Origin of the sequence: Mesorhizobium sp. M1399, assembly GCF_040317735.1 — a bacterium.
Lineage (GTDB): Bacteria > Pseudomonadota > Alphaproteobacteria > Rhizobiales > Rhizobiaceae > Mesorhizobium.
The window spans coordinates 1-13,227 of sequence record NZ_JAMYKZ010000011.1 but is presented as its reverse complement, the minus strand read 5'-3'; the positions used below and the strand labels follow the sequence as shown (position 1 = coordinate 13,227).

Annotated in this window: 9 protein-coding genes and 3 pseudogenes; 3 read left to right on the top strand and 9 right to left on the bottom strand. The window is 60.6% G+C overall.

Annotated elements, in window-relative coordinates; translation table 11 throughout:
• Window positions 1–21 precede the first annotated feature (21 nt).
• Window positions 22–813: a sugar isomerase domain-containing protein gene (locus NKH05_RS19860; RefSeq protein WP_023722251.1), complete on the top strand. Its 792-nt coding sequence runs from the start codon at window positions 22–24 to the stop codon at window positions 811–813.
• A gap of 24 nt (window positions 814–837) precedes the next feature.
• On the opposite strand, the pseudogene NKH05_RS19855 reads toward NKH05_RS19860, so the two are convergent.
• The 7 genes and pseudogenes from NKH05_RS19855 to NKH05_RS19825 all read right to left on the bottom strand — a co-directional run.
• Window positions 838–1,503, bottom strand: a pseudogene (locus NKH05_RS19855) (IS5 family transposase); the annotation flags it as partial.
• 157 nt (window positions 1,504–1,660) lie between these two features.
• The gene (locus tag NKH05_RS19850) at window positions 1,661–2,089 is read right to left on the bottom strand and encodes a type II toxin-antitoxin system VapC family toxin (protein WP_023722248.1); all 429 of its coding nucleotides are present in this window, start codon (window positions 2,087–2,089) and stop codon (window positions 1,661–1,663) included.
• Complete coding sequence (locus NKH05_RS19845) at window positions 2,089–2,334, bottom strand: type II toxin-antitoxin system VapB family antitoxin (protein WP_023722247.1); 246 nt, start codon at window positions 2,332–2,334, stop codon at window positions 2,089–2,091. The genes NKH05_RS19850 and NKH05_RS19845 overlap by 1 nt, the downstream gene beginning before the upstream one ends.
• Window positions 2,335–3,082: 748 nt before the next feature.
• The gene (locus tag NKH05_RS19840) at window positions 3,083–5,128 is read right to left on the bottom strand and encodes a CHASE2 domain-containing protein (protein WP_353025919.1); all 2,046 of its coding nucleotides are present in this window, start codon (window positions 5,126–5,128) and stop codon (window positions 3,083–3,085) included.
• A 15-nt stretch (window positions 5,129–5,143) separates the two neighbouring features.
• On the bottom strand, window positions 5,144–5,962 hold the full coding sequence (locus NKH05_RS19835; protein ID WP_352915548.1) for a FecR family protein: 819 nt from the start codon (window positions 5,960–5,962) through the stop codon (window positions 5,144–5,146).
• An 11-nt stretch (window positions 5,963–5,973) separates the two neighbouring features.
• Window positions 5,974–7,245: a tetratricopeptide repeat protein gene (locus tag NKH05_RS19830; protein WP_352484404.1), complete on the bottom strand. Its 1,272-nt coding sequence runs from the start codon at window positions 7,243–7,245 to the stop codon at window positions 5,974–5,976.
• A gap of 491 nt (window positions 7,246–7,736) precedes the next feature.
• Window positions 7,737–8,924 carry a magnesium transporter gene (locus NKH05_RS19825; RefSeq protein WP_353025917.1) on the bottom strand — a complete coding sequence of 396 codons (1,188 nt, stop codon included), beginning with the start codon at window positions 8,922–8,924 and terminating at the stop codon, window positions 7,737–7,739.
• 642 nt (window positions 8,925–9,566) lie between these two features.
• Between NKH05_RS19825 and NKH05_RS19820 the strand changes: the two are divergent.
• Window positions 9,567–10,465 (top strand): annotated as a pseudogene (locus tag NKH05_RS19820) (TIM barrel protein).
• 494 nt (window positions 10,466–10,959) lie between these two features.
• Here NKH05_RS19820 and NKH05_RS19815 read toward each other — a convergent pair.
• The gene (locus tag NKH05_RS19815; RefSeq protein ID WP_031195030.1) at window positions 10,960–11,208 is read right to left on the bottom strand and encodes a helix-turn-helix domain-containing protein; all 249 of its coding nucleotides are present in this window, start codon (window positions 11,206–11,208) and stop codon (window positions 10,960–10,962) included.
• A gap of 205 nt (window positions 11,209–11,413) precedes the next feature.
• On the opposite strand from NKH05_RS19815, the gene NKH05_RS19810 reads away from it, so the two are divergent.
• The gene (locus NKH05_RS19810) at window positions 11,414–12,121 is read left to right on the top strand and encodes a hypothetical protein (RefSeq protein ID WP_353025916.1); all 708 of its coding nucleotides are present in this window, start codon (window positions 11,414–11,416) and stop codon (window positions 12,119–12,121) included.
• Window positions 12,122–12,423: 302 nt separating this feature from the next.
• Here the strand turns inward: NKH05_RS19810 and NKH05_RS19805 are convergent.
• A pseudogene (locus NKH05_RS19805) lies at window positions 12,424–13,227 on the bottom strand (calcium-binding protein); the annotation flags it as partial.

Genomic DNA, 13,227 nt, shown 5'->3' with positions numbered 1-13,227 from the left:
ACCCATAACAGGAGTACCGACGTGTCCGATCTTTACATACCCCGCCTTGCCGCCCTCATCGAACAGGCCTCGAAAGCCAATGCCGAAGCCTTTGGCGAAGCGGCCAGCCGCTTTGCCGACACGCTCGAGAGCGGCGGGTTGGTTCATCTTTACGGCTCGGGCCACTCGGTGTTGCCGGTCCAGGAAGTGTTTCCGCGCTACGGCAGCTATGTCGGCTTCAATCCGCTGACCGACCCGCGTGTCATGTGGCATAACGTGCTCGGCGCCGGCGGCGTGCGCGAACTTCTGTGGCTGGAGCGGACCGAGAAATACGCCGAGAAATTCCTCGACCACCAGCCGCTGAACAAAGGCGATTCGATCATCATCTTTGGCCACAGCGGCCGCAATTCGTCCGGCATCGACACCGCGCTTTATGCGAAAAAACGCGGCATCTTCGTCGTTGCGATAACTAGCAAGAACAATCTCGACAAGCCGGCGACGCACTCTTCCGGCAAACGGCTTGCCGATGCCGCCGACCTTGTCATCGACACCTGCTCGCCGATCGAGGATGCCATCGTGCCGGTCGAGGGCTGGAGCCGGCCGGTCTCCGGTTCGTCGACCGTGCTTGCCATGATCCTGGCGCATGAGCTGATCGCCCGCACCGCCGAGGCGCTTTCGAAACGCGGCATCGAACTGCCGGTTTTTGCCTCGCCGACAATTGCCGGCGTCACGCTGCACGACACCGACGTCATCTATGGCGTCTATCGCGAGAAAATGCTCGAGGCGCAGAAGAAGCACCTGCCGACGTTCCAGGCGACCATGCGCGGCGAATGACAACCGGGCAGGGCACGCAAAACGCTAGGACGTAGACTCATTACCGCGTAGCCAGATGCGAGTTGACACGAGTTTCAGGGCAGCAAGGTAGTTTTCTGCCAGCTTGTCATATCGAGTTGCGATGCGACGGAACTGCTTGGCCTTGTTGAAGAACGTTCGACGAGGTTGCGGGCCTTGTAGAGAAAGGGGCTGAAGCACATCGGGTCCTTGCGGTTGGCCTTGGGCGGGATGTTGGCCCATGCCTTTTGCTCGGTGACGGCATTGCGCAAGGCGTTGGCATCATAGCCCTTGTCGGCGAGCAGCATGGCACCCTCGGGCAAATCCTTGATCAAGTCCGCTGCGTAGGCAATGTCACTCATTTGACCTGCCGTGAGCGTCAGCTTGATCGGCCTGCCTTCGGCGTCGACAAGAGCATGGATTTTGGTCGTCAGCCCGCATCGGGAACGACCGAGACAATAATCTCGATCCCCCTTTTTGCTGTCGCGCCTTGCTGATGGACGCGAACAATGGAGGTATCGATCATCTGCACCGTTGCATCATGGGCTTTGGTGATGCCATGCATGAGGCGGTCCCACACACCTGCTTTCCGCCATCGAACGAAGCGATTGTAGCAGGTGGTGCGTGGGCCGTATCGCCCCCTGGAAGATCGCGGCATGGCGCACCCGATCGCAGCACCCAGAAGATGCCGTCTGCCCGTTGTGCCTGGACGGTGATCGTGCCGAAGAAAACCAGTGCTGCAGCGAACGTTCCTCGCAATATTGCGTTTAACCATGAAAGACGACGATTCGCCCAAAGCATGCAAAAGGGCCCATCGGCTCTCGCGCCGCGATGCAAGGCCAGGAAAGCCTTACGCCAGATCAGTTTGTGAAAAGTCATTGCCCTTGTAAAGCAGGGCAAGCCGGTGAGCCTTCGCGCAAGCGTAGGCAAAACAATCGCCGAAATTGAGATCGGCTTTGTGCCCGACTGCTTTGCCGTATTTCATGCTGGCTTCGATCGCCCGGTCGCCGATGTCGCCGGATATCATGATTTCCTTGCCGGCGATCTCGATCAAAAAGGCGTCGACGGTCTCACGGGCTTGCGCCAGCATGTCGGCCGTGGGCTTGGCGTTCTTTTTGATGGCTTCGGCCGATGCTCGCGCGAGACCCTGGACTGCCTCGAACCGGACGAGCGGGGAGATATACAGCGGCTTGGTCGCGGCCGCGAGCCGCTTTTCGAGTTCTTCCGCGCCAGGTTCCTCGTTCAGGATGGCAACGATCACCGAGGCATCGACGAACATCAGTCGTCGCTCCACATTTGGTCGGTGAATTTCTTCATATCGAAATCAGGGTTGGCCGGCCCGATCCGCCGCGCCATTTCCTTGACTTTGGCAAGTCTCTCGCGCAGCGGGACGCTGCCGCGGTTGCGCTCGATCTCATGGCGCAAGGCGGTTCTGACGGCCTCGGTCTTGCTGCGCGCGTTGGTAATCTGCTGCAGCTCGACGGCCATGGCATCGACGTCGGGATCGCGAATGAAGAGCGGCATTTGTATATCCTCTGAGTGATATATGTATATCATATCGCAGATATACTGGCCAGCGAATTCGCGAGCGGCGGTTTTGATATGGAGGGCAGGGAGGAATGCAGCTCGCGAAAATCCGTCGGAAGGTTCGGTTCTGGTGCTCAGTCCTTGGAATTGCTCGGCGTCTGAAACACGTCGCTGCGGCCATGTCACTGTCAACGCCCACATGCCCAAGGCGCACCGGCGCTACGTACGCCGACGCCTGCGCATCCCAACATCCGCGGCGACCGATTGATGTCGATAGACCGCCCACGCGCCCGACGAGGCCAGCGCCAGCTGCATCGATTGCGTCAGGTTCATAACGGCCATAATCCCGGCCCAGCGAACTCTCTCGGTAGGGCAGCTCGGGGAGTGCTACGGCTGGATGCTCTTGGGAACATCCCGAGCGCATGATCCGGCGGCGAGGATAAACAATCTGAACCACGCGCTGCCTCCACATGATGGCGCCGGCGAACTCAACGAAGCCGTGCTGCATTCGTGGTGAACTGGATAACACGGCCTATCTTCTCGCTCGAAAATTCGGCGGCCTCGACAATCATTGCCGGGGTTACCTCGACGGATCCCTTCGCCGTCTATCCGCGTCTCATCGGCTGTCGCGCTGATCCGGATTGACAGCCACCCGCAATTAAAGGGCCGTTTGATGACACCTAGGCCTCCCCAGCAGTATTAGTTCACAAAGCAGGTCGGCACCCCTGCCATCCGCTGGATCCGGTCAGCGTGTGCTTCGGGTTCGGGGTGCAAGATCAGGCGGTGCCATTTGCACGGATGGCGGCGAACCAACCACCACGGCAGGGGCGCCAGATTGCTCACCACGTTGGCTCTCTACTTCGCGGCTCATACCTTGGTGAGCAGCTTGCATCTCCGGAACGGTGAAAACCGGCACCTCGCCCTTGAAACCCTGGAGCTCAAAGGCGCCTGCCTGGACGACCGGCATCGATGCTCCTGCCGCAAAGCCGGGACCAAGCACCAGGGGGATGCCCAGCTTCTTGGTCGTCGACTCGAGCCGTGCCGTGCGGTTCACCGGGGAGCCGATCGCGGTGTAGTCGAAGCGCCGTTCGGAGCCGAAATTGCCTACCGAGCAGATGCCGGTCTCGATGGCGACGCCGATTGCGATGGAGGGGTGGCCGTCCGCGGTGAAGGCGGCGTCTTCACGCTTCACCCGTTCGATCAGGGCAAGCCCCGCGTCGAGCGCGCGCTCGCGATGGTCCGGCTGATCAAGCGGCGCGTTCCAGAAGGCGAGCACCGCATCGCCCATGAACTTGTCGATGGTGCCGTCGCGCTTGAGGATCTCATCGGTCGCAATGCCGAGGAAGTGATTGACCACCTTGGCGATTTCCTGGGTATCGAGTTGTTCGCTCATCGTCGTGAAGCCGCGTATGTCGCTGAGCAGGATCGTGATCTCGCGCTTCTCGCCGGACAGGATCGCTTCGGTGTCCGAGCTTGCGAGGCGCTGCACCACGGAAGGCGACAGATACTGGGAGAACTGCCGTGCCAGGGTGGACCGGCGCTGCTCGCTGCGCCTGTAGAGAACATAGCCTTCGAAGCCGGCTACCAGGATCGTCGCAAGCGCCGGCTGCAGCGGGTCATAGAGTGCACCCTGCAGGCTGTATTCGAGAGCGCCGAACACGAACGGCGTGACGGCCAGCAGCACGAGAGCCAGGGCACCAAGCACGACGCGCCCGGCGAGCACTCCGGAAAGTCCGATGAAAACGACGGCACTGAGGACAAACCAGAGCCGCTCGAGCATACGCGCGTGCGTTGGCTCTGCCAGGTAGCGCCCGGCAAGCATCTGGCCGATTGCATCGGCGTGGATGTCCGCGCCTGGTCGCGCTGGACGTGTCGGGGTGGGCAGGTACTGCGTCAGTCCCACGGCCGACAGATCGACAATGGCGATGGCGTCCCGCAGCCGCGGATCACTGCCGCCCGAAAGGATAGTGCTGGCAGATATACGGGGCGTATCCGTGGCGGTTTCCCATAGCCGGATGCTCCCCTCGGGCTCGAGCGGCACAATGGCGCCAGCCATCCTGAGTGCATTAAACCCCGCGGCATTCAGGCGGGCTATGTAGCCGTCCTGTCCGGCATAAAGGCGCAGGAGTTCGAGCGCGAAGGACGGCCACAGCTGCACGCCTTGAGCGGTGTTGCGAAGCCACAGCAGCGGCACATGGCGCAGTACGCCGTCGGGGTCGGGCAAGGTGCGAATTACGCCGAGGCCCGCGGCGGCGTTCGAGAATTCGGCAAGCGAGCCGGTCAGGCCGGTGAAGCCGGGAAGTGTGTCGGGTACTTGCCCGACGATCGACCAGCCGGCTTTGGGCTCTGCTTCTGAAACCGTCGCCTCGTTGCCCAGGCTGACGGCAAGCGCCGTTCGATTTTTCGCCAGTGCCGCTGCCAGGCGCTTGTCTCCGGCGATGCCCTCAGGCGAGGTGTCGGCCTCGGGCAGTACCAGCGCAAGCCCGATGACCGCGGCGCCGGACTTGGTGATGCCATCGACCAGATCGGCCAAGAGGCCACGGTTCCAGGGCCATCGCCCATGTGCCTTGAGGCTGGCGTCGTCTATCGAGACGATCACGACAGGATTGCTCGTCGCCTGGCGCGGAGCGAGAAACTGGTAGAAGTCGTACGTGCGTTCGCGCAGGCGCGACAACGGCCCGTCAAAAGCCAAATGGCAAGCGAGCAGCAGGAGCACGACCGCAAGACCGGATATTTTGCGCCTGGCAGCTTGCCGCCAATCAGCCCAGCGCCAACCGGCCAAGAGGCTCATGTCGCGCTGCCGGGCCTAATTGCAGTAGTAGGAGCAGCCGTCGCCCTCGCCATCGCCCTCGCCATAATCCTCCACGCCGCCGCCCACAGGGGGCGTTGGGCTGTCGGGGAACTCCATGACCACTCCTGGCAATGCGCCGTCGGTGGAGTCGCAGACTTTGAGCGAGCCGCCGAGTGCCGACGCACAAATCGCGCTTACGTCCAATCCCGGACCCGGTGCGCCTGGCAGGCCGGTGCCGGCTATCCGGTCGATGCTGTCCAATATCGGGAAGGTGTCGATTCCGCCGTAGCCGGTCAGCAGCTTGCCATCTTCCGATGTGCAGGCGTAGCCCGGGTTTGTGATGACCAGCCGTTTCCCATTGATCGTGCAGGTCATGCGGCCGGCGCGCAGAATGCCGACGGTCTGGCCGGCTGCCACCAGCACTTCGATGATGCCGCCTCTGGCTCCGAGCACCATATGCGGCGTCGCAACCTGCATGACGCCGCCTTTCGAAACCTGGCCGCCATAGAACCGGGCCAGGCCGCTGTTCATCCCGATGTCGATCTTTCCCGATCCGGAGCCCGGATTGTAGACGAATTCATCGATCGTCAGGCTGGTGTTCGGACCAATCTTGGCGCTCGATTCGTCCCGGAACACCAGCATTCCAAGACCAGTGGGATTGCTGCGCAGCTGGTCGCCGAGTTCGACGCCCGCGCCGACGTTCATAGTCCCGCCGTTGTTGCGGACGATGTTGGTCTGGTAGGCCGTCATCGACCCGACCGTCTCAGCGGCGGATGGTGCCGCGAAGGCAAGGCAGGCGACAAAAATGGCGATCTGACGGTACGGGGTCCTCATCGCGGCCTCTTTCAATTGAGCGTCAACGTGTAGCTCATGAGCATTTCGAACGATTTTCGGTCGCGGCTGGCGATGTCGAAGTTGGTTTCGCGATAGGCGAGATCGACGCTGATCTTCTGCGACTCCGTCAGCTGAAAATCGCTTTCCGAGGCAATGCGCCAGAAGTCGCTCTTGATACTTGTGCCGATGCCGACGGACAGATCGGGAGCGTCGCTATGTCCGGCCGAGAAGGCGACCTGGTGCGACCATGCGAAAAGATCCGGTACATTCATCAACAGGCCGCCATAGCGGACCTCGCCTGTGTAGCTGCGGCCGATTTCAGATCCGGAGGCGAAGTCATTAGAGCCGACAAAGCGCAGTCCGAGCGCCTGGCCATTGCGGAAGCGGTAGCTGCCGCCTGCCTCATAGAAAACCCTGCTATCGACGAAAATGCCTTGCGAGGCGCTTAGATCGATGTAGCCGCCACCGGCGAAGAGCGTCGTCTCGACCGTCGGGCGCACAAGAAAGCGCCCACTGACGCCGACGCCGGTTTCCTGGATATCGCTGTCGAAGCGATCCGTAACTGTGAAGGCGGAAAGCAGCAGGCGCAGCGAATCGATCCCACTGTTGGGCAGCCCCTTGTCCCAGGTGATCGCGGCGTTGCCGTGGATGAAGGTCTCCTTGCTACCCGGAACCGACAGGTCTTCCGTGAAAAAACGCTGTGTCGCCGTCAATGACCCCGAAAGGACGAGAGCGTCGGCGCTTGGCGTGCCGAGGTCCCACCGGACAAAGCCTTCCGCCCGCCCATAGGGCGAGACGAAGCTGTCGTCGTCTTGCGCCCCGCCCGGCTCAAAATCGGTAAATGCGCTGAACACGCCGCCGGTCAGGGCGAGTTCCCAGGTGACGCCGCGCAACGCGCGATCGATGCGGGCGAGCAGGCGAGCAGCTTCCTGCTGCTCACTTGCGGACAAGCCACCGACTTCGATGCCGTACTGCACCTGCCGCCGGGCCAATTCATAGGAGCCGACATGATAGTACAACCGGCTGGCCGCCAGCCGGGCGCGCGCATCGCGGGGATATTTGATCAGATACTGCTCGATCGAGGAGATCGCCTGATCGTATTGTCCCGCGTTGACGGCAACTGTGACGAATTGGGCGAGCGTTCCATTGTCGGCCGGACTGGCTATGCGGGCCGAAAACGCATCGTCATAGGCCGGAAAGAGACCCTGCGCGCCGGCCGGCAATACGCCGGTACAAAGCAGCGCCGCGGCGAAGCCGAAGATAGCTGGAAACGAAGATTGCATGCCGAGAACCCACCCCAAACCCGACTAGTGCGAAGGATTTAGCACGACTACAAGAAAAAGGCGACTGAACTGTCACCAGACCATGCGAGTCTCAGCAGCTGTTGCAGCTGCGCAACAAATTATCGGGTTTATTCCTATTTCGGCTGCGCTGGTTGTCAAAACATCTTCTCAGCGTTGCTATACGTAATTGAAGTATTCGGCACCAGTGGCAACCAACTCAAATCATCATCAATGGCGGATCGCACAGCCGACAAGATTAATATTGTTTGCGCGATTCTGCGCGTATCTGGTCACCGAATGAGGTTTCAAGGTCACCCACGGCTCATCCAAAGGTCTTCCGTCGCGTTGCGCAAGGGGTCGGAGAGCTGCCGGAAGGTGCTTCTCACGACGTGTGCGCGATTGCGGCCTGGCCTTCGCAATTTCGTTGACCGCCGACGAGGTCAGCTTATAGGACCCCATCTCCCCAGGGACGCGTCACCGGACGCGCCTTGCTACAGAACGAGCATGGTGGCCAGCCCCAGCATCAGACCCATGCCTACGATATCGGTCACGGTGGTGAGGAAGATCGCCGAAGCGACCGCCGGATCGGCGCCGACCCGGCGCAGGCCCAGCGGGATCAGCACGCCGGAGATTCCGGACATGAGGCACGATCCGGACATGGCGAGCAGGATCACAAGTGCCAGCATGGGCGCCTGGGCCGCCGACTCCGGTTGCCGCGAGGCGTAGAACCACATCGCCGCAGCCGCCACAAGACCGACGAGCACGCCGTTGGCGATCCCGAGCGCGCCCTCCCTCATCACCAGGTGCAGCTTCGGCCGTTTGTCTACATCGCCCAGGGCAAGGCCACGCAGCGTCATAGCCAGTGCCTGGCAGCCGGTGTTTCCGCTCTGCCCGGCCAAGACCGGTAGGAATGCCGCCAGGGCGACGATCTTCTCGATCGTGCCTGTGAACGAACTGACCACGAAAGCGGCCATGAAGGCCGTCAGCAGGTTCAGCTGCAGCCACGGATGACGCTTCAAAAAGGCTGAAAACAGCGGCGTAAAAGAACGCTCCTCCTTCTGGACACCCACCATTTGGCCAGACTGGGCGGAAATCTCGATGATTTGCTGCTCGAACAGCCGCCAGCCGCGAACCTGCCCGAGCAGCCGGTTCTCCGCGTCTACCACGGGATAGACAGGGTAGTGACGGCGTACCGCCGCCTTGCATGCGTCGCTCAAAGACATACTGACGGGAAGGGCGAACGGTTTCGGCAGCATGATCTGATCCACGGTTGCGTCCGGTTCGCTCAGCATCAGATCGCGCAGGACTACGAGGCCAACCAGTTTGTCGCCCTCGTCCGTGACATAGAGATAAGTGAGCTCGGTCGGCACCTGAGTGCGCCTGACAGCCTCCACTGCGGCGGCGACCGCCGTACCGACAAGAACGCTGCCGGGAATCGGGTCCATCAGCTCGACGAGCGACTCCGGGATCGCGAGGCCCTTGCCATCGCTATGAGCCTTGATAGGCCTCATATGCGGCGGCAAATGCTCCACCACCTTCCGGGCGAGCCTATCCGGCAACAACTTTAGTGCGTCCTGGATGAGCTCGGGAGACTCTCGGGCAAGCAATTCAGCCGCGTCATCAGGTGCTCGAGCACGCAGCGTGCGCACCAGCTTCTGAACGTCGTTCTCTTCCTTCATCTGCTTCCCCAATTGCTAGTGTCTTGCCTCTGACGGTATGACACGAATCTGATCGCTCTGCGCTGGCGCAGTGCCCAAGCGCTCGATCCGGGAATCTTCGCCTTCTCCAGGCGCCGAGTAGACCGTACCCAGACAAATCTGAGCCACTGCGGGGTGCATACAGGCGGGCTGTAACCTCTGCGTGTCGCCGAGAATTCAACGTGTTGCGAACTTCACCGATCTTTTCTTGGGCTCTGCGAGCACGCCGCACCATGAAACTTAAACCCGGAAACTCTGCAGAGGCGGGGGCCTCCGGCGTGCCTCATCCGGCGCATCTTGCCAGTTCCACCAGCTCTGGAGGCGGATGAATTCGCCAGGATGACAAGGTGATTTGCGTGAAACCGTAAAAGTTTAGCCTGAAAGGGATTCTCAGTCTGAAGTCTGTCAGGAACGAGAGGTGCTCTTAGAGCTTGCAGGTTCGGGGGCAGGCGGTCTGCTTTGTGAGACTCGAGGTCGTCGCAGTCCGGTCCGAGTTAATGTAGGCCCACTGATAATAGCGGTAGACCGCTCGATCGCACCTGGGGGCGAACGAAGACTCGTTTCGAGAGTGGCATCGGTTCGGTAGTTGCATCTCACCTGATCGGCGATCCGGACTGGCCTGGCATTCCTTGCCCATCATCGGGTGATGCATATGAGCAGCACTATCCCACAGGTTTTAACTCAATCTCTGCCAATAGCGGGTTGGCGAGCCTTGCGGCGGACTTTCGCAGCTTTGCCGATATCGGCGTCGAAGCCGTCGAACTGAGCCTGACGACCTTCGATCTCATAGCGGGTGGCCGCGTCATCCCCGAGAGAGCCGAGAGGCTTATCGAACTGACCAGTCAATTCGATTTCCGCTACACGGTTCATGGCGTCGTCTCATCGAACCTCATGGACCCGGCGGTCTGCCGCTACCAGATCGATGCCGCCAAGGCCCTGGACGAATTCTGCGACCGGATCGACCCGCGCGTGCTTGTCCAGCATAGCGGCCATTTTCGCGCCGACCAGCTTCTCGATCGTGCCGGTGCCGAGGAACGCGAACGCGAAGCGTTGTTCGAACTCGCCGAGTTCAGCAAGCCCCATGGTGTGCGCATCGCCTTCGAGAATCTCTTCGCCATGGAACCGGGTCAGCGCCGGCAGACCCCGGCCGAGGTGGCGCAGACGGTGAAGGCGGTCGGCCATGCCAGCCTGGTGGCGCTCATCGATTTCAGCCACGCCTATATTGAATCGACCCATCGCGGCCTGAACTTCCATGAGCAGCTGCGGGCTATGGCGCCGGTCACGGGGCCCTTCATGTCCATGATTCCTTCGGGCGCCCGCAGGGTCTCCATCGAACCTACCTCTCGCAGGAGAATGCAGCGTTTGGTCTGGGCGACCTGCACTTACCCCTCGGTTCGGGCGATATTGAATGGGATGAGATCTTCAGCGAGCTGATCTTCTTGCCGGAGACCGTTCTCATCATGGAAATCGGACCCCGTTATCGCAATGAGCAGCCCGGCAGCCCAGCCCGGGCAAAAACCTGATTGCCTTGAACAATCGCGCTGAGCGCGGAACGGCGGAGTAAGGGTCGCGATGAGCTGGCGTGGTCCTGCAAACGTCGGCCAGAGCTGCCAACCCGTTAGCAGCGAGACGTCCGTATAGCTAGATGGGTCGTGACGCGATTTGCTCATCCCGTTTTCGGTGAGATTGTAAGAAGAGTGCGCCTAACGGTCTGCGATATGACGGGCAGCATTTGGCTTGATCTATCTTTGGCGCTCGAGCGGGGCAGGCCGGAAACGTGCCAAACACCCCCCTTTGGCCAGCCGGCCCTCGACTGATTTCTGCTCTCTGCAATCGCTTGCCTGCTCACAACCTCGGCCCTCAGCTTCGCGGGCATGCTCTCGCATTCCGGGTGAGCGCAATCGATCTGTAACAATAACAATCGTAAGTTGAGCCGCAGATGGACACACGCAACCCTCATCGAAGACACTTGGCCGGAGATGGATGAACGAAGCCTTTGCCGCACGTTTGCAACAACTTATTTGCTTTCCAGAGGGCGTGCCAGCCGTACACCAGGCCCGCCGCCATTTTCGGGAATGAATTCGACGCCACCGGCCTCCAATGCACGCTTCAGTGCTTCGATCGTCACCTGGTTGGCCTTCAACATGCCAGCGAGTGGCTCAAGCCGCTTAATGGTCGCGACTGACACTTTTGACTTCGCGGCGAGGGCTTTTTGATCCCATTGCAAAAGTGCGCGGGCTGCTCGCAACTGCTCACTCGTTATCATTATTATACCTGACGCATCATTTGATGCTAAAAGTCTTGACAATGCCGACGGTTTCGTTTAAGACCGTAGAGTGGATACTGCGCTCGCTCAGCCCCAGACAATACTCGACCGGTGGCAGGACGAGCCCGTGTAAAACGGCCGAATAAGGTGGTGCAACACCTTACCCGGCCTGACCACAACCCCAAGCTTCTGAGGAGCTCGGATCATGACTGATTCCGACAATATCACGAGTCTCCCATTCGTCACCCGCCGGCGAGTGCTTGCGGGAACAGTGGCGGCTACTACCGCGTGGACACTTGAAGGTAACGCGTCCGCAGGCGACGCCGGAAGGACCAATGTGCCTTCTGACCCAGCGCTGGCGCTTCGGCGGGAATGGCAGACAGCCCACAGGTTAACCGATCGGCTTTGCCGCAGGCAGCAGCGCCTAGAGACCAAGCTTGTCGAATGCGTCGGCTTTCCTTGTGTGGACGTCCGCCTGCCCGATGGCCAGGAACTAACAGTCTACTCGATCGAGGCGCTCGGTCAGGTGCTCGGGAACGGGCCGGATACCGCCGCTCTCCGAGAAAGGGCCGAATCTGAGTTTGCTGCGCATCAGGCACGCTGGGATGCGGCTGCTGAGAAGACCGGTTACATTGCTGCCCTCAGAGCCGAACGCGAAGCTGGCGAGCGGGCGAACGATCTTCTGGAAGCCTTCTCAACCACCCCCGCTACGACTCTCGCCGGTGTGGAAGGCAAGCTCGATGCCGTATTGCGCGAGGGCGAGGCGTGGGAGGAATGTTCCGAATTTCCTTGGCCGCAAATCCGTTCAGCGCTGAGCGACCTGGTGCGCATAGCCGAAGACATTGGTGCTGACCGGGCGCGGCGCCGAAGGATCCGTCACGACCAAGCTAAAACTCTCCGCCATTCCCGATGACCGTCCGGTCAAGTCACGGCCCCGAGACGAAGACACGGAAGGCGGTATCCAACCCGCGGATGAGAGTCTGATCAACCGTCGTCTCTGAGCTCCACCCCGGAACCCTGTGCAGTTCCAGCCAATCCGACTGCTTTGCACACTCGCGCCAAGCAGTGTTCCCTCTGGCCTTCAGCCTTGACAGGGAACCGAGCTCCAGGAGGATGGCACAATCCAGACTCCTCACTTTGCTTGGAAATCCGGTGCTTGAACAAGGATAATAGCGGCGGACCGTCTCGAGTTGAAGGTCCGCCGTTCCGGGTCGTTCAGATCACAAGAAACGAACCTGCTGCAAGCGACAGACCTGGAGAGAGAGTGGCGAACTGTACTTGAGCTGCGCCGCCGATCCCGTCACTGTCGAAAGAGAGCGCTCCGGTTGAGCTGTTGTAGATGATATGGTCGGAGCTATCATGCGCGGTCGTACCAGCAAAGAAAGCGTCGGATGAAAGGCCACCCAGCTTAAGCCCGGCAAAAACGGCGTCGTCGAGATGGATCTTGTCCTGGACCTTGTTGAAGTCGGTGACCTTGTCGATATTGCCGGCTCCAAGAGTGCTGTTGAACACGAAAGCATCATTGCCTCCGTTACTGGTCAAGATGTCGGCACCGCCGCCGCCATTGATGATGTTCGAGCCGGCATTGCCTTGGACGGTCTGGGCAAAGCCGTTGCCTGTGAGATTGATCGCCGTCGTGCCCGACGGATTCCTGGTGGCGAGAAGCTCGATCTCCTGCCCAGCTAAAAGGGCATGGCTCACGGAGGCGAGAACTTTGTCAGTGCCACCACCAGCCGCCTCGTACACCCTATCGCCGGCATTATCGACATAGTAGGTGTCGTTGCCGCGATAGCCTGCCATCATGTCACCGCCGCTGCCGCCGTTGATGGTGTTATTGGCCGCATTGCCCAGGATGGTTTGGGCGAACTCGTTGCCGGTGAGGTTGATGGCTGTGGTACCTGAAGAGTTCGTTGTGCCGAGAAGCTCGATCTCCTGCCCAGCTAAAAGGGCATGGCTCACGGAGGCGAGAACTTTGTCAGTGCCACCACCAGCCGCCTCGTACACCCTATCGCCGGCATT